The organism is Saccharopolyspora erythraea NRRL 2338, assembly GCF_000062885.1.
Lineage (GTDB): Bacteria > Actinomycetota > Actinomycetes > Mycobacteriales > Pseudonocardiaceae > Saccharopolyspora_D > Saccharopolyspora_D erythraea.
On the sequence record NC_009142.1, the window covers coordinates 7,370,480 to 7,394,353 of the forward strand.

The window sequence follows — 23,874 nt, forward strand, 5'->3', positions numbered from 1 at the left end:
GCCGCGACAAAACTGAGCACGTGAAGTGGGGTGGCTTCCCCGGCAACGACCGGGAAAGCCACCCCACTTTGCTCAATGGCTTCTTCGCCTGTCGCCCCACACCACCTGCCCGACCCACACAGGCGGTGCCCGGTTCTCATCCCGTCGACCTGGCGCCAGCCCGATCAGACCGTGTCAAGGGGGCCCACTCGCTCCCCACCGCAGCGTGCCGCAGCGTTCCTCGAAACCCCACTCATCCCGGAGACCTGCCGGGGGATGCTGGGGGCGGCGAGCGCCCCAGAAACCCCAAGCCCACCGCGACCCGCAATGCCAGGGTGAGTCCCCCGAAAACCCACGCGCCCCGCGCTGAAGGCGACCCGCCAGCCCCGCTCGATGCCTCGAAAACCGGCGCGCCCCCGCCCTCAAGGTGAGCCGCAAGACCAACGCAACCACCCCGAGGCCCGGCGCCCCCACCCTCGAAGCAAGCCACAAGCCCAAGGCGACCGCCCGAAAACTGGCCCCAAGCCCCCTACCGAACGGTCTCCAAGATCAACCCCCGTCCACCCGCCAACTCCTCGCGTCCAGCCCCCGCGCCCTCCCCAGCGATCGTGAAAGCCCCCTGCAGGGCCTCACGAGCGGCCTCGAAGGCTTCCGGGGTGTCGGTGTGCAGTTCCAGCAGCGGGCTGCCCTGTGCGACCTCCTCGCCGGGCTTGGCGCGGCACACGATGCCCGCGCCGTGCTGGACGTCGTCCTCCTTGCGGGAGCGGCCCGCGCCCAGGCGCCACGCCGCGACGCCGACGGCGTAGGCGTCCAGGGACGTCAGGACACCGCTCTCCGGGGCTGTCACCACCTCCACGTGCTCCGCCCGCGGTAGGACCGCGCCCGGGTCGCCGCCCTGCGCCTTGATCATGCGCCTCCAGGTGTCGTGGGCCCGCCCCGAGGAGAGCACCTCCGCGGGGTCCACATCGGACAGACCTGCCTGGCTCAGCATCTCGCGGGCGAGCTCAACGGTCAGCTCGACGACGTCGGCCGGTCCGCCGCCGCTCAGCACCTCCACCGCCTCGGCCACCTCCAGCGCGTTGCCGACCGCCCGCCCGAGCGGCACCGACATGTCGGTGATGAGCGCGCTGGTGTTCAGCCCGTTCGCGGTGCCGATCCCGACCAGCGCGGCGGCGAGCTCGCGCGCCTGCCCCAGGTCCTTCATGAAGGCGCCGGAGCCGCACTTGACGTCCAGCACCAGCGAGCTGACTCCCTCGGCGATCTTCTTGCTCATGATCGAGCTGGCGATCAGCGGGACCGACTCCACGGTGCCCGTGACGTCGCGCAGGGCGTAGAGCTTGCGATCGGCCGGGGCCAGTCCCTCCGTCGCCGCGCAGATGACCGCTCCCGCGTCGGCGAGCTGCTGGCGGATCTCGTCGGCCGACAGGCTCGCGCGCCAGCCCGGGATCGACTCCAGCTTGTCCAGCGTGCCGCCGGTGTGGCCGAGTCCCCGGCCGGAGAGCTGCGGGACCGCGGCACCGCACGCGGCCACCAGCGGCGTCAGAGGGAGCGTGATCTTGTCGCCGACGCCGCCCGTGGAGTGCTTGTCCACGGTGGGCGCGCCGACCTCACCGAGGTCGAGGGTCGTGCCGGAGGCCACCATCGCGGCCGTCCAGCGCGCCGTCTCCGCCGGTTCCATGCCGCGCAGCAGGATGGCCATCGCCAGCGCCGACATCTGCTCGTCGGCGACGGCGCCGCGGGTGTAGGCGTCGACGACCCAGTCGATCTGCTCGGGGGTGAGTCGAGCGCCGTCCCGCTTCGCTCTGATCACATCGATCACGGAATGAGCCATCTTCGCCTCCACAAGAACAAGTCAACGGACGGAACCAAAAGTTCACCGGACGGCCGTGCTCAGAGTTCGAAGGCGTCCGGAAGGACGTCGCGCATCGGCAGCACCCCGCGCGGCGTGTCGACCAGGCATTCGGGGCCGCCGAGTTCGAACAGGACCTGCCGGCAGCGTCCGCACGGCATGAGCAGCTCTCCGGTGCCGCTGCGGCAGGCCACGGCGACGAACCGGCCGCCGCCGGTCAGGCGCAGCTGGCCCGCCATCGTGCATTCCGCGCAGAGCGCCAGGCCGTAGGAGGCGTTCTCGACGTTGCACCCCACCACCGTCCGGCCGTCGTCGCAGATCGCGGCCGCACCGACCTGGAGATTCGAGTACGGGCAGTACGCCTTGCCCGCGACCTCCACCGCCGCCGCGCGCAACGCGTCCCAGTCCACGGAGGACGCCGCGGGAGCCACTGAAGCCAAAGCGAGTTCTCCTTCGCAGGGAGCAGGAAGGCGGCGGGCCGGCACCCGAGGCGCTGGCCCGCCGCCGCTGTCAGTCCGTGCCGCGCCGGTACTGCAGGCCGTTCGCGGCCGGCGGTCGCAGCCGCTGCGACGCCGCCGCCAGCACGATCAGCGTCACCAGGTGCGGCGTGTAGGCAGTGAGCTCCTCCGGCAGCTCGTCGGTGAACCAGTAGACCGAGTACAGCGCCGCGGCGAAGACCGCAGCGATCCCGGCCGCGAACCACTTGCGCCGCCAGATCTGCACCACGACGACGGCGAGCAGCACCAGCGCCGCCGCGTAGAACAGCGCGTGCACCGTGGTCTCACCGCTGCGCAGCTGCAGGCCGTCGGAGTAGCCGAACAGCGCGGCACCGCCCAGCAGGCCGCCCGGCCGCCAGTTGCCGAAGATCATCGCGGCCAGACCGATGTAGCCGCGGTTGTTGGTCTGGTTCTCCAGGTAGCCGGCCTGCCCCGGGTTGAGGATCAGCGCCGCGCCGCCGATGCCGGCCAGCGCGCCGGAGACGATCACCGCGAGGTACTTGTACCGGTAGACGTTGACGCCCAGCGACTCCGCCGCGACCGGGTTCTCCCCGCACGAGCGCAGCCGCAGCCCGAACGGCGACCGCCACAGCACCAGGTAGCTCACCGGCACCAGCAGGAAGGCCAGCACGGTCAGCGGCGACAGGCCGGTGACCAGGCCGCCGAGGACGCCCGCGACGTCGGAGAGACCGACCCGCTGCATGTCCTCCAGCTCCTGCAACCAGTCGCCCAGCGGCTGCACCGAGTAGGTGTCGAACTTGGGCACCGGCGGCGACTCGCGCGGGTTGTGCGAGACCGGCTCGAACACCAGCGTCGACAGGTACTTCGCCGTCCCAGCGCCGAGCAGGTTGATCGCGACACCGGAGACGATGTGGTTGACCCCGAAGGTCACCGTCGCCACCGCGTGCAGCAGGCCTCCGACCGCGCCGAAGACCGCCGCCGCGACCAGCCCCGCGACCGGGCCCCATTGGTACCCGGCCCAGGCGCCGCCCCAGGTGCCGAGGATCATCATGCCTTCCAGGCCGATGTTGATGACCCCCGCGCGTTCGGCCCACAGACCGCCGAGTCCGGCGAGCAGGATCGGCACGCCGAGGCGCACCGCGGCCTGCACCGTCCCGGACGCGGTCAGCTCGGGCAGTCCGGTCTGGTAGGAGGTCAGCGACACCGCCACCACGGCGACCGCCACCCACAGGGCGGCGCGCGCCCAGCCGGGGAACGGCTTGCGGGCGCGCTGCCGGACGGGTTCGGTCGTGATGTCCACAGTGGTCGTCATGCGCGCTCACCTCCCGCGCTCGCGGCGGCCGGTTCGGCCGCGGTGCCCAGCGCCCGCCCGACCCGCCGCTGCTCGGCGGCCTGGTCGTAGCGGCGGACCAGTTCGTAGGCGACGACGACCGACAGCACGATCGCTCCCTGCAGGATCGTCACGATCTCCTTCGGCACGCCGATGTTGTCCAGCGTCAGCGAGCTCTTGTCCAGGAACGCCCACAGCAGCGCGCCGAACGCGACGCCGAGCGGGTGGTTGCGGCCCAGCAGCGCGATGGCCAGCCCCGCGAAGCCGTAGCCGGTCGAGAAGTTGATGGTGAAGGTGTGGTCGCGCCCGAGGATCTCGGGCAGGCCGGCGAGCCCGGCGATGGCACCGGAGAGCAGCATCGCGGTCAGCACCATGCGCTTCGAGTTCACCCCGCCCGCCAGCGCGGCGGTCGGCGAGAGCCCGGAGGCCCGCAGTTCGAAGCCGTAGCGGGTGCGGTCCATCATCAGCGCGTAGCCGACGCCGACCGCGACCGCGAGCAGCACGAGGCCGAACATCGTGCCCGCCTCGCCCATCGGGATGCCCGGGATCCACCCGGACTCGGCGATGACCGGCGTGCCCTGGGTGTTGCCGCGGAACTCGCCGAAGACGCGGACGAGGTAGGCGATCACGCCGAAGGACAGCGTGTTCAGCATGATCGTGGAGATCACCTCCGACACGCCCCGGTAGACCTTCAGCAGCGCCGCGATCCCCGACCACGCCGCGCCGACCAGCGCGCCCACCGCGATGACCACCAGCGCGTGCAGGCCGAAGGGCAGCGACAGCGAGCCGCCGACGATCGCCGCCACGCACGCGCCGAGCCGGTACTGGCCCTCGATGCCGATGTTGAGCAGGTTCATCTGGAAGCCGATCGCCGCCGCGATCGCGACCAGGTAGTAGGCGCCGGCGGTGTTGACGATGTCGGTCGCCGTCGAGCCGCGGCCGACCTGCAGCACCATCTCGGCCAGCGCCTCGGCCGGGTTCGCGCCCGAGAGCAGCAGCACGACGCTGCACAGCACGACCGCGAACCCGATCGCCAGCGCGGGTGGCAGGAGTCTTGCGCTCCAGTTGTTCATCCGGCCTCACCGCCCGTCGCACCGGTCATCGCGGCCCCGAGTTCCTCCGGCGTGACGTCCGCGGGGTCGGCGTCGGCGACGAGCCTGCCCCGCAGCATCACCTTGATCGTGTCGGACAGGCCGATCAGCTCGTCGAGGTCGGCCGAGATCAGCAGCACCGCCAGCCCCTGCGACCGGGCGGTCCGCAGGTGCTCCCAGATGCCGGCCTGGGCGCCGACGTCGACGCCCCTGGTCGGGTGGGCGGCGATCAGCAGCACGGGGTCTCCGGAGAGCTCCCGGCCGATGACCAGCTTCTGCTGGTTGCCGCCCGACAGCGCCGCCGCGTCGACGTCGATGCCGGGGGTCCGCACGTCGAACCGCTCGACGATGCGCTGGGTGTCGGCCTTGGCGCCCGGGCGGTCCAGCAGCATCCCGCGCGCGGACGGCCTGCGCGTCTGGTGGCCGAGGATGCGGTTGAACCACAGCGGCGCGTCCAGCAGCAGGCCGTGGCGGTGGCGGTCCTCCGGCACGTAGCCGATGCCCGCCTCGCGACGCTCCAGCGTGGTGCGGTCGGTGATGTCGCGCTCGCCCAGCCGGATCCGGCCGCGCAGCGCGGGCCGCATGCCCATGATCGCCTCGACGAGCTCGGTCTGGCCGTTGCCCTCGACCCCGGCGATGCCGACCACCTCGCCCGCGTGCACGGTGAGGTCGACGTCGGAGAGCACCTCGCGGCCCTGCTCGACCGCCGAGAGCCCGGTCAGCGACAGCACCGCCCGGTTGGTGACCGTGGACGCGCCGTGCTCGGGCACCGGCAGCTCGCTGCCGACCATCATCTCGGCGAGCTTGCGCGAGCTGACCTCACCGGCCGCCACCGTGCCGACCGTGGTGCCCCGCCGCAGCACCGTGATGGTGTCGGCGATGTCGCGGACCTCGTCGAGCTTGTGCGAGATGAACAGGAACGTGAAGCCCTCCTCCCGCATGGTGCGCAGGGTCGCGAACAGCTCGTCGACCTCCTGCGGCACCAGCACCGCCGTCGGCTCGTCGAGGATGATGATCCGCGCGCCCCGGTAGAGGACCTTGAGGATCTCCACCCGCTGCCGGTCGGCCACGCCGAGGCGTTCGACCAGGACGTCGGGACGCACGTCCAGCCCGACCTTCGCCGCCAGAGCGCGCACCTCCGCGCGTGCCTTCGCGCCGATGCCCCGCACGCCCTCCGCGCCGAGCACGATGTTCTCCAGCACGGTGAGGTTGTCGGCGAGCATGAAGTGCTGGTGCACCATGCCGATCCCGGCGCGGATCGCGTCGGCGGGGGTGCGCAGGCGCACCTGCTCGCCCTCGATCCGGATCGTGCCCGAGTCCGGCGCCTGCATGCCGTAGAGGATCTTCATCAGGGTGGACTTGCCCGCCCCGTTCTCCCCGCACAGCGCGTGCACCTCACCGGCGCGCACCCGCAGGTTCACGTCGGAGTTGGCCACCACGCCGGGGAAGGTCTTGGTGATCGAGGTCAGTTCCACCGCGGGCGGGGAGATCCCGCCCGGCGCGGCACCGGGGGCGGGTCCGGCACCGCCGTCCGGCTTGGCACCGCGGTCCGGCTCGCTGGGGTTGCGCATATGGCTCCGTCGCTGGAACGCGCCTGCCGCACCCGGTCGGGGCGGGCGGCGCTGGGTCTGGCGGGCTCCGCGCGCCGGAGCGCCGGTCTGGGCCGTCCGGCGCGCGGAGCCGTTCGTCGGTGCGGTCAGTTCTGCGGCTTGTCGACGACCTCGATCTGGCCGGACGCGATCGCCGCCTTGTAGGCGTCGGCGACCGGGACCAGGTCCTGGATCTTGCCGCCGGAGGTGGAGTAGCCGACGCCGTCGATGGCCAGGTCGAACTTCTCGGGCAGCGTGCTCAGGTCGTTGCGCGCGACCGCGGCGACGTAGTCGAACACCGCGAGGTCGACCCGCTTGAGCATCGACGTGATGATCACGTCCTTGTACTCGGCCACGGTCGGCTGGTTGTACTGGTCGGAGTCGACGCCGATGGCCATCGCGCCCGCCGAGCTGACCGACGAGAACACGCCCTTACCGGAGGCGCCCGCCGCGTGGTAGATCACGTCGGCCCCGCTCTCGAGCTGGCCCTGGGTGACCTCGGACCCCTTGTTCGGGTCCTGGAAGCCGCTGCTGTCGCCCGCCGGGGTCAGGTAGTCGCTCTTGATCTCGACGTCCGGCGCGGCGGCCTTGGCGCCCTGCTCGAAGCCCGCCTGGAACTTCTCGATCAGCGGGGTCTTCACGCCGCCGACGAAGCCGACGGTGCAGTTCTTGGACCGGTGCGCGGCGATGACGCCGACCAGGAACGAACCCTGCTCCTCGGCGAAGACCAGCGGCGTGACGTTCGGGATGCCCTGCACGTCCTCGTCGACGATCCCGAACTTCGTGCCGGGGAACTCCGGAGCCACGATCTTGACCGCGTCGGCGTAGGCGTAGCCGACGGCGATCACCGGGTTGAAGCCCTCGCGGGCGAGCTGGCGCAGCCGGGTCTGCTTGGCGTCCTCGGGCTCACCGGCACCGGCGTCCAGAGACTTGATCTCCGACAGGCCCATCTCGCGCTGGGCGCGCTCCAGGCCGGCGATCGAGGCGTCGTTGAACGAGGCGTCGCCGCGGCCGCCGATGTCGAAGGCCAGGCCGACCTTCATGTGGGAGGCGTTCGGCGGCGCCTGCTGCTCGGCGGGTGTGGTCGCCGGTGCGGTGGCGGTGGGCGGCGGGTTGGTCTTGCAGGGCTGACCGCTCGCGTTGTCGCTGCCCCCGCCCCCGGTGTCCTTCGCGCATCCGGCCAGCGCCAGCGCGCCGGAGAGCACCAAGGCGACCGCAGTGGCGCCGGAACGCCCCCTGGACCGCGACCAGCCTGCACCCGAGCGCCGATGAAGTGGCGTCCGCCGCATGCCGTACCCCTTTCGTGTCGGTATCGCCGCGTGCCCGCGCCACCACCGGCTGGTCCTGCCGAGGACCGGGCAATGACGGGCTGCCGGGTCAACTCGCCCGGAGGCGTTTCCGGTGAATTGTTGATCCGGTTGGCAGCGCACGCCATTCGTGGCGTGATCTCCGGAATTTAGGACCGAACCATGCCGCGGCGGGAGCGAACGCAGTCACGAATTGGTTTCTGCATCGATCAACTCGCGGTGAACGGGGAATTTCGCGACGCCGACGGCCCGCGGAACCACCCGGAACTCTGGGAATAACGCGGAATTCAGGTGTGTAACGCGCTTTCTGGAACGGCGCAAGTACAGCCGGAAGCACCAACGGCGAGGAGCACGCGGGCAAGACCGGCAAGGGGTCGGCAAGGCCGACGCGAGGGCTACCGAGCGGGCGGACCGGTACCGGAACGGGTGGGCGCGCAGACCGGCCGGGAGCGCTTACGTGTGCTCCAAGCCACATGGCGGCGCCGCCGCGAGCGGTACCGCGAGGCACTGCTTCGAACCGAACCGAGCCCCGCACCTGCGACCCGTGCAAGACTGGACCGAACGTGCATTCGACTCGCGGAGGCCGGTTCCGGCACCCGCCCGTACCGCCCAGCGGTAACCGTGCGTGGTGGCGCGCGTCACCTCGAATGCCGCGAAACTGTCACGGAACGGTTTCTACATCGATCAACCCGACCCGGGCGTCTGTCTCATCGATCACAGAGTGCACCGGCGAGTAGGCCCCGCGGAGCGGCGAGGTCTAGCATCCGATGGGTCAAGGCCCCAGTTCAGGTGGCCGGTGGCGGGCGTACACATCGACGACTCGAACCGGTCGCCGGTGTTCCCGAGATTGGGGTCGTCAGTCCACCAGCGACGTTGGAGGCCTTCCACCATGGCCAGCACCACCGCCTCCGCGGCGGAGGCCCCCCAACGCGAGGCACTCCCTCGCGCCAAGGGCTCCCTCTACCGCGGCGATCTGGGCATGTGGTCGTGGGTCGCGCACCGCATCACGGGCGTACTCACCTTCTTCTTCCTGTTCGTACACGTCCTGGACACCGCCCTGGTCCGGGTCTCGCCGAACGCCTACGACACGGTCATCGAGACCTACAAGCACCCGGTCATGATCCTGTTCGAGCTGGGTCTGCTGGCCGCGGTGCTGTTCCACGCGTTCAACGGCATTCGAGTCATGCTCGTCGACTTCTGGTCGAACGGGCCGAAGTACCAGAAGCCCATGCTCTGGACCGTCGTGGTGCTGTGGCTGGTCCTGATGGTGCCCGCCGCGATCAGCCTGCTCGGAAGGGCCGTCGACATCATGTTCGGGGGGCACTGACATGACCACCACGGAAGCACCGCTGTCGGTCGACAAGCCCCGCTCGCCGTCGCGCCCGGCGGCGCGCCGGAGCAACTTCGAGCTCTACAGCTGGCTGTTCATGCGGCTGTCCGGCGTCGTCCTGCTGTTCCTCGTGCTGGGTCACCTGCTGATCATGCTGTTCCTGGACGGCGGCGTGCACCGGGTCAACTTCGCCTTCGTGGCGGGGCGCTGGTCGTCCCCGTTCTGGCAGTTCTGGGACCTGACGATGCTGTGGCTGGCCGGTCTGCACGGCGGCAACGGCCTGCGTACCGTCATCAACGACTACTCCCGCAAGGACGGCACCCGCTTCTGGCTGAAGGTGCTGCTGTACGCGTCGGTGCTGCTGACGGTCGGTCTGGGGAGCTTCGTGCTCTTCACCTTCGACCCGAACATCGGCTGACCCCGGCACCCAGCAGCTCCCCGGGGCCCGCCAACGGCACGTGGCCCCGGCACCCAGCCCCAGGAGGCGACAATGCAGTACCACAAGTACGACGTAGTCATCGTCGGCGCCGGCGGCGCCGGGATGCGCGCCGCGATCGAGTCCGGGCAGCGCGCCCGCACCGCGGTGCTGACCAAGCTCTACCCCACCCGCTCCCACACCGGCGCGGCGCAGGGCGGCATGTGCGCCGCGCTGGCCAACGTCGAGGAGGACAACTGGGAGTGGCACACCTTCGACACCATCAAGGGCGGTGACTACCTGGTCGACCAGGACGCCGCCGAGGTGATGGCGAAGGAGGCCATCGACGCGGTCCTCGACCTGGAGAAGATGGGCCTGCCCTTCAACCGGACCCCGGAGGGCAAGATCGACCAGCGCCGGTTCGGCGGTCACACCCGCGACCACGGCAAGGCCCCGGTGCGCCGGGCCTGCTACGCGGCCGACCGCACCGGCCACATGATCCTGCAGACGCTGTACCAGAACTGCGTCAAGCACGGCGTGGAGTTCTACAACGAGTTCTACGTGCTCGACATCGTCATGAGCGAGGGCGAGAACGGCCCGGTCTGCACCGGCGCCATCGCCTACGAGCTGGCGACCGGCGAGATCCACGTCTTCCAGGCCAAGTCCGTGGTGTTCGCCACCGGCGGCTTCGGCAAGGTGTTCAAGACGACCTCCAACGCCCACACCCTCACCGGTGACGGCATGGGCATCGTCTACCGCAAGGGCCTGCCGCTGGAGGACATGGAGTTCTACCAGTTCCACCCGACCGGTCTGGCCGGTCTGGGCATCCTCATCACCGAGGGCGTCCGCGGCGAGGGCGGCATCCTGCGCAACGCCGACGGCGAGCGGTTCATGGAGCGCTACGCCCCCACGATCAAGGACCTCGCGCCCCGCGACATCGTCGCCCGCGCGATGGCCCTGGAGGTCCTGGAAGGCCGTGGAGCGGGCCCGAACAAGGACTACGTCCTGCTCGACGTGACCCACCTCGGCGAGGAGCTGCTGGAGACCAAGCTCCCCGACATCATGGAGTTCTCCCGCACCTACCTGGGCGTGGAGCCGACCAAGGAGCTGGTGCCGGTCTACCCGACCGCGCACTACGCGATGGGCGGCATCCCGACCAACATCACCGGCCAGGTGCTGCGCGACAACGAGAACCTGGTGCCGGGCCTGTACGCCGCCGGTGAGTGCGCGTGCGTGTCGGTGCACGGCTCCAACCGCCTGGGCACCAACTCGCTGCTGGACATCAACGTCTTCGGCCGCCGCGCGGGCATCGCCGCCGCCGAGTACGCGCTGGGCCAGGACCACATCGACCTGCCGGAGCAGCCGGAGAAGCTGGTCCAGGGCATGGTGGACCACCTGCGCACCGCCAGCGGCGGCGAGCGGGTCGCCACCATCCGCACCGAGCTGCAGCAGACGATGGACGCCAACGCCTCGGTGTACCGCACCGAGGAGACCCTCAAGACGGCGCTGTCGGACGTGCAGGCGCTCAAGGAGCGCTACGGCCGGATCGCCGTGCACGACAAGGGCAGGCGGTACAACTCCGACCTGCTGGAGGCGATCGAGCTGGGCTTCCTGCTCGACCTCGCCGAGTCGCTGGTCAACGCCGCACTGGCCCGCAAGGAGTCCCGTGGCGGGCACGCCCGCGAGGACTACACCGCGCGGGACGACGTCAACTTCATGCGGCACAGCATGTCCTACAAGTTGCTGCCCGACGCCGAGGACCCGAACGCACCGCTCGGGCTCACCGGGTTCACCGCCGACATCCGGTTGGACTACAAGCCCGTCGTCGTCACCCGGTACCAGCCGATGGAGCGTAAGTACTGATGACCGCCACCACCAGCAAGCACGACACGACCGACCTCCCGGAAGACGCCCCGCCGATCCCCGAAGGCGCCACGATGGTGACCGTCCGGATCCAGCGGTTCAACCCGGAGGTCGACGAGGACCTGCACTGGGAGTCCTACCGGGTGCCGGCGCTGCCGACCGACCGGGTCCTCAACCTGCTGCACTACATCAAGTGGTACATCGACGGCTCGCTGACGTTCCGCCGGTCCTGCGCACACGGTGTGTGCGGCTCGGACGCGATGCGGATCAACGGGGTCAACCGGCTGGCCTGCAAGGTGCTGATGAAGGACCTGTTCGCCAAGAGCGGTGAGACCACCCTCAGCGTCGAGCCGATCAAGGGCCTGCCGGTCGAGAAGGACCTGCTGGTCGACATGGAGCCGTTCTTCGAGGCCTACCGGGCGGTCAAGCCGTACCTGATCACCTCGGGCAACGAGCCGACCCGCGAGCGGCTGCAGTCGGTCGCCGACCGCGCGCGCTTCGACGACACCACCAAGTGCATCCTGTGCGCGGCGTGCACCACGTCGTGCCCGGTGTACTGGTCGGAGGGCTCCTACTTCGGCCCGGCGGCGATCGTCAACGCGCACCGGTTCATCTTCGACAGCCGGGACGAGGCCGCCGAGGAGCGCCTGGACATCCTCAACGACGTCGACGGCGTCTGGCGCTGCCGCACGACCTTCAACTGCACGGACGCCTGCCCGCGTGGCATCCAGGTCACCAAGGCGATCCAGGAGGTCAAGCGGGCCCTGATGTTCCGCCGCTGACGGCCTGCGACACCCGACCGGCGCCCGCCCCACCACAGGGGCGGGCGCCGCTTGGCATTCGGGGACAGAGTTCGAAGACAGGCCCTCAGCGTCGTGACGCTCGGTAACCACGCCACCCCAGCACACCGATAACCGTTCCCAGGACGATCGAGACGACGGCGATCACGACGTGGACGACGAGGTACGAAGTGGGCGAACCGGCCGCCCAGGAACGCTCGCTGGTCCAGATGTTGCGGATGAAGTTGGGCCACAGCAGGTACGTCCAGACCCCGAAGGCCAGCAGGAACAGCGACCAACCACGCGAAAGTGTCACCTCGCCAGTATCGGCGCACGCCTGCGGGCATCACTCCACCGGGGCGTAGCCGACTCCGTCCGACCGCCGCTACGCACCGATATTGGTTAGCCTTCAACGTGTGCCAGTGAGAGCCCGCTCGGCCAGTCCACCCCGCACGAATCCGACCTCGGCGCTGCGTCTCGCGGCTACCGCGGTCGTGCTCGCTGCGACCGCACTCGGCCCGACTCCCGCGCTGGCGGCTCCGCAACCTCCGCCGCCCCCACCGCCGTGCTCCAACGAGACGGCTCCGCCGCCCCCCGTCGACACCTCCGAGGTGCCGCCACCGGGTGTCGCCTCGCCGGAACCGTTGCCGGTGCCGGAGAAGCCCGTCGGCGGCGACCGGCTCGGCGAGTGCGCGGGCCCGGTGCTGCCCGAGGGAGCCCCGGCACCGCCGCCCGAGGTGAGCGCGGCATCGTGGATCCTCGCCGACGTCACCAGCGGTGAGGTGCTCGCGGCACGCGACTCGCACGCGCGGCACCGGCCCGCGTCGGCGATCAAGGTCCTGACCGCGCTGGTGGCCATCCGCGACCTGAACATGTCGGACACGCTGGTGGCGACCCAGGCCGACGCCGACCAGGAGGGCAGCCGCGTCGGGCTGCACCCCGGCGTCACCTACACCGTCGAGCAGGTGGTGACCGGACTGCTGATGCAGTCGGGCAACGACGCCGCGCACGCGCTGGCGATGAAGCTCGGCGGCCCCGAGGTGATGACGGCCCGGATGAACGAGCTGGCCCACCACCTCGGCGCGCTCGACACCCGCGCGGCGACGCCGTCCGGGCTGGACGGGCCGGGCATGAGCAGCTCGGCCTACGACCTGGCCCTGGTCTTCCGCGCCGCCATGCAGCGCCCGGAGTTCGCGCGGGCGATCAACACCCAGCACACCGTGCTGCCCGGCCCGCCGGGGCAGCCGCTGGAGGTGTGGAGCGACAACGCCGTCCTGCTCAACTACGCCGGCGCTCTGGGCGGCAAGACCGGCTTCACCGACGACGCCAGGCACACCTTCATCGCCGCCGCCGAGCGCGACGGGCGCCGAATCGTCGCGGTGCTGCTGCGCGGCGAGAACCAGCCTCTCCGGCTGTCGTCGCAGACCATGCGGCTGCTCGACTACGGCTTCACGCTGCGCGGCCGGGTCGGCGAGCTCGTGGCGGAGGGCGCTCTGGAGCCGACGACCGAGACCGCGCCGGTCGTCCCGGTGCAGAACGTCGAGCCGCCGCACCGCGACCCGGCGTTCGGCACGGTCGGGGGCCCGCTGACGCTGGCGGCCGCCGCGGCCGTGGCCTTGCTCGGCGTGGTGGGTGTGCGGCAGCGCCGGGCACGGCGGGCCGCCGCCGCGCGGCGCGAAAGCGCGAAGGTCCCGGCCGACCACCCGTAACCCTCCCTTCCCCTCGCACTGCTGGATTTCGGCGGTGCGCGGTGGTTCAATTTGTTAACGACTCCGTATCGTAAACAAATTGGGGGTTGCGATGACCGAGGTGCTGATCACCGGGGCCGGCCCGGCCGGTCTGGCGCTCGCGTGCGCGCTGCGGCAGCACGACGTGGCGGTGCGGGTGGTGGACAAGGCTGGCGGACCGGCCACCACGTCGCGGGCCAACATCCTGCACGCGCGCGGCGTCGAGGTGCTGAACCGGCTCGGCGCGCTGGGCGACCTGCGCGAACGCGGGCTCAGCGCTCTCCAGCTGTCCATCCACCTCGAGGGCCGCCAGATCGCGGAGGTCCGCTTTGGCGAGGTCGAGGGCGCCAGGCTCTCGGCGGTGTTCATCTCCCAAGCCGAGATCGAGGGCGAGCTGCGCCGGCGCCTCGGCGAGCTGGGCGTCGAGGTCGAGTGGGGCTCGGAACTGGTCTCCGCCTCGCAGGACGACACCGGCGTCACCGCGGAGCTGAGCGGCGGTGAGCAGGTCCGGGCGCAGTGGCTCGTGGGCTGCGACGGCGCGCACAGCGCCGTCCGGCGCTTGGCCGGGATCGGCTTCCCGGGCGCACCGCTGGTCGACCAGTGGCTGCTCGCCGACGTGCACGCCGACTGGGACCGCGACCGCAGCGGCTCGGCCGGCTGGTACCACCGGGACGGCCTGCTGTTCGCGATGCCGATGCGCGAGCCCGGCCGAGACGACCTGTGGCGGATCATGTGCGACGTACCCCGCGCCGACGAGGCGCTAACCGAGCAGCAGATCCTTGACCGCCTCCGGCGGCTGCTGCCCGAGCGCACCGGGCTCACCGACGTGCGGATCACGGACGCGAAGTGGGCGTCGGCGTTCCGCATCCACCGCCGCCTGGCCGACCGCTACCGCAGCGGACGCGTGCTCCTCGCCGGCGACGCGGCGCACATCCACAGCCCCTTCGGCGGTCAGGGCATGAACACCGGCGTCGGCGACGCGGAGAACCTCGCCTGGAAGCTCGCCCTCGTGGCCCGGGGCATGGCGGGCGAGGCGCTGCTGGACACCTACGAAGCCGAGCGCCGGCCGGTCGCGGCCTACGTGCTGCGCGGCACCACCGCCAACACCAAGCTCCTGCTCGGCGGGGGCGCCGCGGGCCGGTTCCTGCGCGACCGGGTGCTGACGCCGCTGCTCAACCTGCCCGTGGTGCAGCGCATGGGCACCGACGCCGCGTCGCAGCTGCGGATCAGCTACCGGCGCGGACCGCTCGCCGCTCCGGTGCGCGGTCCGCGTCCGCGCTCCGGCGACCGGGTTCGCGACTTCGAGTGCCTGCGCGCGGATGGCACACGCACTCGGCTGCACACCGAGCTGCGCGGGCGCTGGGCGGTGGTCGGAGACGCGCCCGTCGCGCGCAAGTGGCTCGGCGACCGGGTGGTCACGTTGACCCCTACCGGGAGCGGCGACACGCTGCTCGTGCGTCCCGACGGTCACCTGGCCTGGCGCGGGACCGACCAGGCCGAGCTCGGGCGGTGGCTGGAGAACGCGCTCGAACGCGGGAGGGCCCGATGAGCCCGCCGCGGGCCGCTGGCAGCGCCGGCGGCGGTTCACGCCCGCGCGGCCGGCCGCGTGATCCCGAGGCGGACGCGGCGATCCTGCGGGCCGCGATGGACCTCTTCATCGAGGGCGGGGTCGAAGGCACCAGCATCGAGCAGGTCGCCAAGCGCGCCGGGGTCGGCAAGCTGACCGTCTACCGCCGCTGGTCCTCGAAGGAAGAGCTGATCGCGCAGGCGATCGAGTCGGTGCGCGGCGAGGCGCTGGGTTTCGAGGTGCGCGCGGACCTTCCGCTGCGCGAACAGATCGAGGGCGCGCTCCCGGTGTGGGCGCAGGCGCTGTCCTCTCCTCGGGTCCGCGCGATGATCGCGCGCGTATTCGGCTCCGCCGCTCGCCATCCGTCGCTGATGGCGGCCTACTGGGAGCACCACGTCGTACCGCGCCGGAAAGCGATCCGGGCGCTGCTGGAGCACGCGAAGGCGACGGGGGTGCTGCCCGAGGACACCGTCGTGGACGTGCTCATCGACATGGTCGTGGGAGCGGTCATGTTCCGGCTCCTCCAGCCGGAACCCCTCGACGCCGAGGGTGCGCGACGGTACCTGGAGTCCGTCCACCGCCAGGCCGGGCTGCTGCCCGATCGCCCTGCGGGCGGATGACCCGAGCGGACGCTGCGTGGATGATCTGGTCCGTGCGGATTCCCAGAGCGGTCGCGGTGGTCGTCGACGGACCACGGGTGCTGGTCATGAAGCGCTACGTCAGGCGCGAGTCCCGAGAAGCCTGCCGGAACTGCGAGCACATCGCCTGGTCGCAGCCGTGGTGCCCCGGACACCGCTACGCGATCCTGCCCGGCGGACACGTCGAGGAGGGCGAGACCGCCGAAGAGGCGGCCTTGCGGGAGCTGACCGAGGAGACATCGCTCCGGGCCACGACCGGGCGGCTGCTGTGGACCGGCCACCACAACGGGCGCCCGGCGTCGTACTTCCTCATGACCGGCGTCGAGGGCGCACCCGTGCTGTCCGGCCCGGAGGCCGCGGCGCACGGCCCCGACAACAGCTATGAACTCGTGTGGGCGGGCTCCGAGGAGTTCGACCTGCTGGACCTGTATCCCGCGGAGGTCCGCCAGCCGCTCACCGGCCTGCTGCGCTCCCGTGAGTCTTCCGGGCTGCCATAGAGCGCCCCGGAAGACCCGTCACCGGCGCCTGCGCCAGGCGAGACCGGCGAGCACGCCGAGGCCGAACAGGCTCGCCGTCGCCGCCGGACCCGTGCGGCCGCGCGTCTGCACCACGGGCCGGATCACGGCGGGCTCGGGCGGCGACGGCACGGCGCGCTCCTGGTTCTCCGGCGCCGACGCCGTCCACGCGGTCACGAACAGGATGAACCGCGAGGTCAGGTAGGAGAACACCAGCAGACCCAGGATCGGCCCGAACGCGGCGGCAGCCGGCGAGCCGGTGACGCTGTTCAGGTAGAACACCCCGACCTGCTTGAGGATCTCGAAGCCGACGGCCCCGAACAGCGCCCCCCAGACCGCGCTGCGCAGCGACACCGGCTTGCGCGGCAGCCGCGCCAGGATCCACAGGAACACCAGCCAGCTCGCCGCCAGCGACAGCAGGGTGGCCAGCACCTGCAGCCCGGCCCTGGCGAACGGCGTGTCGTCGATGCCGGCCAGCTCCAGCAGCATCCGGCCGACGCCGCCGCCGACGGCGCTGATGCCGAACGAGATGCCCATCGCCAGTCCGAGCCCGATGAGCGAGAGCAGGTCGGAGACGTACTTCCTCAGCACCGGCTGCTGCTCGGGCTCCTGCGTCCAGAGCGCGGTCAGCGCCTCGCGCAGGTTGGTCATCCAGCTCAGACCGGAGTACAGCGCCGCGACAAGACCGATGATCCCCACCGCGCCCGCCTGGCCGATCGCCTGGTCGACGACGTTGTTGAGCATCTGGCTCATGGCCGGGTTCGGCACCGCGGTGGTGATCGAGTTCCGCAGCTGGGCGAGCAGGTCCGGGTTGCCGCCCAGCACGAAACCGGCGATCGCGAACGCGATCATCAGCAGCGGGACGAGGGCGAGCACGCTGAAGTAGGTGATCGCCGCCGCGTAGTAGTCGCCGTACTGGCTCTGGTAGCGGTTCGCGGCCCGGATCAGCCGGTCCAGCCATTCGTGCCGCTGCCGCAGCCGGGCGAGCAGCCCGGGTGCCTTGGTCCGTTCGGCCACGGATCCACCTCCACCGGCACGTCCGACGCGGGCTTGGTCCTCGTGGCGCAGTGACCGTGCCCCGAACGGAAGGCTACCGGCGGTTGATCAGTTCAGCCTGCCGGTGGCAGGAAGCCGATCCGGTCGTAGACCGTCTTCAGCGTGCCCGCGGCGACCTCGCGGGCGTGCTCGGCGCCGCGCCGCAGGACCTTGTCCAGTTCGGCCGGGTCGTCGAGGTAGCCGCGCACCTTCTCCTGGAACGGCGTGACGAACTCCAGCACGGTCTGCCCGAGCTCCTTCTTCAGGTCGCCGTAGCCCTTGCCCTCGTAGGCGGCCTCCAGGTCTGCGATCGAGCGGCCGGTGAGCGCGGAGTAGATGACCAGCAGGTTGCTCACACCCGGCTTGTTCTCCGGGTCGTACTGGATCTCGCGGCCGGCGTCGGTGACCGCCGAGCGGATCTTCTTGACCGAGCGCTTCGGGTCCTCCAGCAGCTCGACGACGCCCGCGGGCACCGACTTGCTCATCTTGACCGTCGGGTCCTGCAGGTCGAAGATCTTCGCGGTCTCCTTGGGGATGTGCGCGGCGGGCACCGTGAAGGTCTCGCCGAACCGCGAGTTGAACCGCTGCGCGAGGTTGCGGGTCAGCTCCAGGTGCTGGCGCTGGTCCTCGCCGACCGGCACCGCGTCGGCCTGGTAGATCAGGATGTCGGCGGCCTGCAGCACGGGGTAGGTGAACAGCCCCACGCTGACGTGGTCGGCTTCCTGCCGCGCGGACTTGTCCTTGAACTGGGTCATCCGGCCGGCCTCTCCGAAGCCGGTCAGGCACTCCATGACCCAGCTGAGCTGGGTGTGCTCGGGCACGTGGCTCTGCACGAACAGGGTGGCGCGCTCCGGGTCGATGCCCAGCGCGAGCAGCTGGGCCGCCGACAGGCGGGTCCGCCGGCGCAGCAGCTCCGGGTCGTGGCCCATGGTGATGGCGTGCAGGTCGACGACGCAGTAGAAGGCGTCGTGGGTCTCCTGCATCACGACCCACTCGCGCAGCGCACCCAGGTAGTTGCCGAGGTGGAACGAGTCGGCGGTGGGCTGGATTCCGGACAGCACGCGCGGCCGGGCCGCGGACGTCTCGGCGTTCTGGGTTGCGGGCGCGTCACTCACGTCCTGATTCTCGCAAGCTCACCCCGCCGACCGGGAGCGGGTCACCGGTCTCGGTGTTTCGCGAACCGCGCCGAGGCCGCCCGGCGGGGCGGGGAGCCGAGGCTGCCGCGGAACCGGAAGGGCGACCACCGGTCAGCTGCACGACGTTCCGAGCTGCCGTGGTCTCAGGCGGCGAAGCGGCTCCGGCTCCCGATCTGGCGACCGGGCTCGGGTCCGCAGACACGGAGTGCCCAGTCGCCTCCCGCGCGTACTGGCAACAGGGGCGTGCCCGCGCTTCTCGCGCGTACCGACAACAGGGAGTGTCCGGCCACTTCCCGCGCGTATCTGCCGTCGGCCCGCTGCCCCGGACCGCCTCGGCACGCGGGCGGCCGGCCGCGAGTCAGCTCTTGCGCTGGTTCTCCGGCTGGATCTTCTTCTTCCGGAACACACCCGCGACCATGCCCACGACGCCGAGCACCACGGCGGCCGAACCGACCGGCCCGAACGACTCCAGGGGGCTGGGCTGCGCGACCACGGTCGACCTGGCGCCGGCACTGGCGGTCGTCCCGGCCACCAGCAGGCCCGTGACGAGCACGGCGCTGAGCACGGACACGCGGGTGCACACGCATGCCAATCGGCTACGCACGAGCGTTGCCTCCCTTGACGGGTAACCCGTACGGGTCACAAGCATTTGCAGCTCGGTGGCGGACAGTACCGACCAGACGTAAACGTCGAAGTCGCGTTGCGTAAACCTGTCACGACGGAATGATCATATTTTCCGTTCTGGGCGGCTTCGCACCGGGTCGGCGAAACACCGTTCGCCGCAGGGCAACCGCAGTGCGGAACGCGGATCCGGCGGCTCCCGCGCGACGGCCGGATCCGCGGTCATGAGTTCACGCACACTCAGCCGGGCGACCCGTCCCCCGTCTCGGTGACGGCGAGCTGCACCCGGCCGACCCGCCCGTAGGTGGTGCCGCGCTGCCGCGCCGGGCGGCCGACCCGCGCGGCGGCCTCGTGCAGCTCCTCGATCGTGCGGGCCGAACCGTGCTCGGACCCGGCCATCCGGCTGATCGTCTCCTCCATCAGCGTCCCGCCGAGGTCGTTGGCGCCCCCGGTGAGCACCTCCGAGGTGCCCTCGTCGCCGAGCTTCACCCACGAGCACTGCACGTTGTCGATGCGCCCGTGCAGCAGGATCCGCGCCATCGCGTGCACCGCGCGGTTGTCGCGGCGGGTCGGCCCCGGCCGGGCGAGACCGGCGAGGTAGATCGGCGCGTTGCGGTGCACGAACGGCAGCGGCACGAACTCGGTGAACCCGCCGGCACCGTTGCTCGCGGCGGTGTCCTGCACGCCGGCCAGCGTTCGCAGGTGGCCGAGCCAGTGCTCCGGGGTGTCGACGTGGCCGTACATCATCGTCGACGAGGACGGGATGCCGAGCCGGTGCGCGGTGCTGATCACCTCGATCCACTCCGCGGCGGGCAGCTTGCCCTTGGTCAGCACCCACCGCACGTCGTCGTCGAGGATCTCGGCGGCTGTGCCGGGGATGCTGCCGAGGCCCGCCTCGGCCAGCTCGGAAAGCCACTCCTCGACGCTCACGCCCGCCTTCGCCGAGGCGCTGACGATCTCCATCGGGCTGAAGGCGTGCACGTGCATCTCCGGCACCCGCTGCTTCACCGCCCGGACCAGGTCCGCGTACCCGCTGACCGGCAGCTTCGGGTCGATGCCGCCCTGCATGCAGACCTCGGTGGCCCCGGCGAGCCACGCCTCCTCGGCGCGGTCGGCGACCTCCTGGGGCGAGAGCCGGTATGCGTCGGCGTCGCGCTCGCGCTGCGCGAACGCGCAGAAGCGGCAGCCGACGTAGCAGATGTTGGAGAAGTTGATGTTGCGGTTGACCACGTAGGTGACGTCGTCGCCCACGACCTCGCGGCGCAGGTCGTCGGCGATGCCGGCCAGGGTGTCCAGCGCGGCTCCGTCGCAGGTCATCAGGGCCATCGCGGCGGCGGTGTGTGGCTCCTCGAGCAGCGCCGCCGGGTCGGACCCGGCCAGGTCCAGGCCGGCGCGGACCTCGGAGTCGAGCCGTTGCGGCGCGGCTCCGCTCGGCAGCTGGGCGCGCAGCTCGTCCCAGTCGCCGTAGACGGTGTCGAAGTCGCCGCGGCGGTCGCCGGTGCGACCGACCGTGTCGATGCTGCTGTGCAGGTCGGTGCGTCCGATCGACTCGAATCCGCCGTCGGGCTCCTGCCACTCCCGGCCGACCGGCACGGCGTCCTCCGACGCCAGACCGTCCGGTGTGGACAGCGCGGCGACGTGGCCCGCGATGCGCGGGTCGATCCACTGCGTGCTGTCCCCGGCCAGCCCCGCGCGCACGTAGCGCGGGTAGGCGGTCAGCCGCTCGCGCATGCCGAAACCGCCCTCGGCGGTGCGCGCGGCGAGGTCGTCGATGTGCGGCCACGGGTGTTCGGGGTTGACGTGGTCGGGCGTCACCGGCGACACCCCGCCCCAGTCGTCGATCCCGGCGCGCAGCAACAGCAGCAGCTCGTCGCCGACGAGGTTCGGGGGCGCCTGCACGCTCACGTCCGACGGCATCAGCAGCCGGGCGACGGCGGTGGTCGCGGCCAGGTCCTGCAGGTCGGCGTCGGGCATGCCGCGCATCCGGGTGTCGGGCTTGGCCCGGAAGTTCTGGACGATGATCTCCTGCAGGTGCCCGTACTGGCGGGCGCTGCGGCGCAGCGCCATCAGCGACTCGGCGCGTTCGGTCCTGGTCTCACCGATCCCGATCAGGATGCCGCTGGTGAACGGCACGCCCACGCGCCCGGCGTCGGAAAGCACCCGCAGCCGCACCGCGGGCTCCTTGTCCGGGCTGGCGTAGTGCGGGTTGCCCTTCTCGCTCCACAGCCGCTCGGAGGTCGTCTCCAGCATCATGCCCATGCTGGCGGCGACCGGCTTGAGCCTGGTCAGCTCCGACCAGCTCAGCACCCCCGGGTTGAGGTGCGGCAGCAGCCCGGTCTCCTCCAGCACCGCGACGGCGCAGGACCGTACGTAGTCCACTGTGGAGGAATACCCGCGCGCGTCCAGCCACTCGGCGGCGGCGGGCCAGCGGTCCTCCGGGCGGTCGCCGAGGGTGAACAGCGCTTCCTTGCACCCCGCCGCCGCGCCCCGCCGCGCGATCTCCAGGACCTCCTCGCGCTCCAGGTAGGCGGACTCGACCCGGTGCGGCACCGTCGCGAAAGTGCAGTAGTGGCAGCGGTCCCGGCACAGCCGGGTGAGCGGGATGAAGACGTTGCGGCTGTAGGTGACGACCCCCTGGCGCCCCTCGGCCAGCAGGTGCGCGTCGCGGGCGCGGCCCGCCGCGGCCAGCAGCGCGTCGAGGTCGTCGCCGCGCGCGTGCAGCAGCACGGCGGCTTCGGTGACGTCGAGCGACACGCCGTCGGTGGCGCGGCGCAGCGCCCGGCGCATCGCCGAGGCGCTCGGTACGGGCTCCGGCGGTGGTGAGAGTTGCAGATCGGCCACCCCGTGACCCTAAGTCCCGCGCGGGTACCCACGCAGCCGTCGGCGACGCACAGCACACATCACGCACGGCTACTCAATTACTCCGATTCGCCCTATCAGACTTCCCCAAATAAGCGCAAAATCCCGACGAACCGCTACTGAGCGGTCGTGATTCTGCGTCTCGGGAGGACCCGCGTGTCACGCAAACTTGGTAAGCATCGCGCCTTGCGCTTCGCCGGACCGGCGTTCGCGCTCGCCCTGCTCGTACCCACCGGCGCGGCAGGTGCCGCACCTGCCCCCGCCCCCGCGCCCGCGGCCACCGCCGCCCCGGCGCACTTCATGGTCGTCGGCCCGGTCGGCAACCTGGCCCGGACCGAGAAGTCGGTCCGGGCGGCGGGCGGCACCGTCGTGCAGAGCTGGCCGCAGATCGGCGTGCTCGTCGCGACCTCGACGGACGCCGGTTTCGCCGCCGCGGTGCGCGGTCGTCCCGGAGTCCAGCAGGCCGGAGCCAGCCGCAACCTCGTCGAATGGCTGCCGCCGGCGAACAGCACGATGCTCGAGCCCACCGAGGGCACGCTGTCGGCTCCCGCGTCGATCGCCGCGGCCGGCGACGCCGAACCGCTGGAAGCCGAGCAGTGGGACCTGCCGCTGATCAAGGCCGACAAGGCGCACCTGCTCTCCCAGGGCGACAAGGACGTCACCGTCGGCGTGCTCGACTACGGCATCGACCCGGCGCACCCCGACCTCAAGCCCAACCTCGACGTCTCCCGCTCGGTGAGCTGCGTCGACCAGGGCATCCCGGACCAGTCCCCCGCCGCGTGGGCCCCGGAGAACGCCGAGCAGGACCACGGCACGCACGTCGCGGGCACCGTCGCCGCCGCGCGCAACGGCATCGGCGTCGCGGGAGTCGCCCCCGGCGTCACCCTCGCCTCGGTGCGGGTCATCGACGACGACGGCTTCATCTACCCCGAGTACGCGGTGTGCGGTTTCGTCTGGGCCGCCGAGCACGGCTTCGACGTCACCAACAACTCCTACTTCGTCGACCCCTGGTACCTGTGGTGCGACAGCGACCCGGACCAGAAGGCCGCGGCGGAGGCGGTGCGCCGGGCGGTCGCCTACGCGTCGCGCAAGGACGTCGTCACCGTCGCCTCGGCGGGCAACAGCAACTGGGACCTGTCCAAGCCGATCCTCGACCAGAACAGCCCGAACAACGGCGGCCCGGTGCAGGAGCGCCAGACCGGCGACGAGTGCCGCATCCTGCCCGCCGAGCTCGACGGCGTGGTGACGGTCAGCTCGGTGGGTGTGAAGTCGGAGAAGTCCTACTTCGCCAACTACGGCCTCGGTTCGATCGACGTGACCGCGCCCGGCGGTGACGCGCGCCAGATCCCGCAGACGCCGTCGGCCAACGGCCGCATCCTGTCCACGCTGCCCGGCGGCGGCTGGGGCTGGAAGCAGGGCACCTCGATGTCGGGCCCGCACGCGGCCGGTGTCGTCGCGCTGCTGCGCAGCACCCACCCGGACTGGAACGCCAAGCAGGTCACCAGAGTCCTGCAGGCGCAGGCGGACCGCCTGACCTGCCCGGACTTCTACGACCCGAACGGCGACGGCAAGGCCGACGCGGTGTGCGAGGGCGGCCGCACAGGCGCCGGCTTCCACGGCGCGGGCATGGTCGACGCGCTCGACGCGGTGCGCTGACGCAGCGACGGTTCCACACCGGAAAGCCCCCGCCCGGCGGGGGCTTTCCTCATTCCCGGGGGGGCGCACGCTTCTCGCTCTTGCCCCACCGGGGCTGCCGCGACGCAGGGTCCGGAGGCGCCGCGTTTGC

General features: G+C 71.3%; 20 protein-coding genes. 9 read left to right on the top strand and 11 right to left on the bottom strand.

What is annotated here, in order from left to right:
* Window positions 1–508: 508 nt before the first annotated feature.
* From SACE_RS31630 to SACE_RS31655, 6 genes are all read right to left on the bottom strand, one after another.
* The gene (locus SACE_RS31630) at window positions 509–1,810 is read right to left on the bottom strand and encodes a thymidine phosphorylase (protein ID WP_011875088.1); all 1,302 of its coding nucleotides are present in this window, start codon (window positions 1,808–1,810) and stop codon (window positions 509–511) included.
* 59 nt (window positions 1,811–1,869) lie between these two features.
* Window positions 1,870–2,313, bottom strand: coding sequence for a cytidine deaminase (locus SACE_RS31635; RefSeq protein ID WP_372491249.1), 444 nt, complete (start codon window positions 2,311–2,313; stop codon window positions 1,870–1,872).
* Window positions 2,314–2,338: 25 nt separating this feature from the next.
* Complete coding sequence (locus SACE_RS31640; protein WP_009945030.1) at window positions 2,339–3,598, bottom strand: ABC transporter permease; 1,260 nt, start codon at window positions 3,596–3,598, stop codon at window positions 2,339–2,341.
* A complete protein-coding gene (locus tag SACE_RS31645) occupies window positions 3,595–4,689 on the bottom strand; it encodes an ABC transporter permease (protein ID WP_009945029.1) in 1,095 nt (364 codons plus the stop codon). Before SACE_RS31645 ends, SACE_RS31640 begins: the two co-directional genes overlap by 4 nt.
* Window positions 4,686–6,278: an ABC transporter ATP-binding protein gene (locus SACE_RS31650; RefSeq protein WP_009945027.1), complete on the bottom strand. Its 1,593-nt coding sequence runs from the start codon at window positions 6,276–6,278 to the stop codon at window positions 4,686–4,688. The genes SACE_RS31645 and SACE_RS31650 overlap by 4 nt, the downstream gene beginning before the upstream one ends.
* Before the next feature lie 125 nt (window positions 6,279–6,403).
* The gene (locus tag SACE_RS31655) at window positions 6,404–7,501 is read right to left on the bottom strand and encodes a BMP family lipoprotein (RefSeq protein WP_231849860.1); all 1,098 of its coding nucleotides are present in this window, start codon (window positions 7,499–7,501) and stop codon (window positions 6,404–6,406) included.
* Between the two features lie 991 nt (window positions 7,502–8,492).
* Between SACE_RS31655 and sdhC the strand changes: the two genes are divergently transcribed.
* The 4 genes from sdhC to SACE_RS31675 all read left to right on the top strand — a co-directional run bounded on the left by sdhC (window position 8,493) and on the right by SACE_RS31675 (window position 11,993).
* On the top strand, window positions 8,493–8,930 hold the full coding sequence (sdhC, locus tag SACE_RS31660) for a succinate dehydrogenase, cytochrome b556 subunit (protein ID WP_009945025.1): 438 nt from the start codon (window positions 8,493–8,495) through the stop codon (window positions 8,928–8,930).
* Window position 8,931: 1 nt separating this feature from the next.
* Window positions 8,932–9,351, top strand: coding sequence for a succinate dehydrogenase hydrophobic membrane anchor subunit (locus SACE_RS31665; RefSeq protein WP_009945024.1), 420 nt, complete (start codon window positions 8,932–8,934; stop codon window positions 9,349–9,351).
* Window positions 9,352–9,423: 72 nt separating this feature from the next.
* Entirely contained in the window at window positions 9,424–11,211 is a 1,788-nt protein-coding gene (sdhA, locus tag SACE_RS31670) for a succinate dehydrogenase flavoprotein subunit (RefSeq protein ID WP_011875090.1), read from the top strand.
* Window positions 11,211–11,993, top strand: coding sequence for a succinate dehydrogenase iron-sulfur subunit (locus tag SACE_RS31675; RefSeq protein ID WP_009945022.1), 783 nt, complete (start codon window positions 11,211–11,213; stop codon window positions 11,991–11,993). Before sdhA ends, SACE_RS31675 begins: the two co-directional genes overlap by 1 nt.
* Before the next feature lie 85 nt (window positions 11,994–12,078).
* Here SACE_RS31675 and SACE_RS31680 read toward each other — a convergent pair whose 3' ends face one another.
* Window positions 12,079–12,306, bottom strand: a complete 228-nt coding sequence (locus tag SACE_RS31680; RefSeq protein ID WP_009945021.1) for an SCO4848 family membrane protein — start codon at window positions 12,304–12,306, stop codon at window positions 12,079–12,081.
* A gap of 100 nt (window positions 12,307–12,406) precedes the next feature.
* Here SACE_RS31680 and SACE_RS31685 point away from each other — a divergent pair, with 100 nt between their 5' ends.
* From SACE_RS31685 to SACE_RS31700, 4 genes are all read left to right on the top strand, one after another.
* Complete coding sequence (locus SACE_RS31685) at window positions 12,407–13,699, top strand: D-alanyl-D-alanine carboxypeptidase family protein (RefSeq protein ID WP_011875091.1); 1,293 nt, start codon at window positions 12,407–12,409, stop codon at window positions 13,697–13,699.
* Between the two features lie 91 nt (window positions 13,700–13,790).
* A complete protein-coding gene (locus SACE_RS31690) occupies window positions 13,791–15,266 on the top strand; it encodes an FAD-dependent monooxygenase (protein WP_009945019.1) in 1,476 nt (491 codons plus the stop codon).
* Window positions 15,263–15,904 carry a TetR/AcrR family transcriptional regulator gene (locus SACE_RS31695; RefSeq protein WP_009945018.1) on the top strand — a complete coding sequence of 214 codons (642 nt, stop codon included), beginning with the start codon at window positions 15,263–15,265 and terminating at the stop codon, window positions 15,902–15,904. Before SACE_RS31690 ends, SACE_RS31695 begins: the two co-directional genes overlap by 4 nt.
* A 20-nt stretch (window positions 15,905–15,924) precedes the next feature.
* The gene (locus SACE_RS31700) at window positions 15,925–16,419 is read left to right on the top strand and encodes an NUDIX domain-containing protein (protein ID WP_009945016.1); all 495 of its coding nucleotides are present in this window, start codon (window positions 15,925–15,927) and stop codon (window positions 16,417–16,419) included.
* A gap of 18 nt (window positions 16,420–16,437) precedes the next feature.
* Here SACE_RS31700 and yhjD read toward each other — a convergent pair whose 3' ends face one another.
* The 4 genes from yhjD to SACE_RS31720 form a co-directional block, all read right to left on the bottom strand.
* A complete protein-coding gene (gene yhjD, locus SACE_RS31705; RefSeq protein WP_009945015.1) occupies window positions 16,438–17,454 on the bottom strand; it encodes an inner membrane protein YhjD in 1,017 nt (338 codons plus the stop codon).
* A 92-nt stretch (window positions 17,455–17,546) separates the two neighbouring features.
* On the bottom strand, window positions 17,547–18,587 hold the full coding sequence (gene trpS, locus SACE_RS31710) for a tryptophan--tRNA ligase (RefSeq protein ID WP_009945014.1): 1,041 nt from the start codon (window positions 18,585–18,587) through the stop codon (window positions 17,547–17,549).
* 379 nt (window positions 18,588–18,966) lie between these two features.
* Window positions 18,967–19,212: a hypothetical protein gene (locus SACE_RS31715; protein WP_231849861.1), complete on the bottom strand. Its 246-nt coding sequence runs from the start codon at window positions 19,210–19,212 to the stop codon at window positions 18,967–18,969.
* Window positions 19,213–19,469: 257 nt separating this feature from the next.
* The gene (locus tag SACE_RS31720; protein WP_009945011.1) at window positions 19,470–22,016 is read right to left on the bottom strand and encodes a bifunctional FO biosynthesis protein CofGH; all 2,547 of its coding nucleotides are present in this window, start codon (window positions 22,014–22,016) and stop codon (window positions 19,470–19,472) included.
* 258 nt (window positions 22,017–22,274) lie between these two features.
* On the opposite strand from SACE_RS31720, the gene SACE_RS31725 reads away from it, so the two are divergent.
* Complete coding sequence (locus SACE_RS31725) at window positions 22,275–23,744, top strand: S8 family peptidase (protein ID WP_009945010.1); 1,470 nt, start codon at window positions 22,275–22,277, stop codon at window positions 23,742–23,744.
* The last annotated feature ends 130 nt before the right edge of the window (window positions 23,745–23,874 follow it).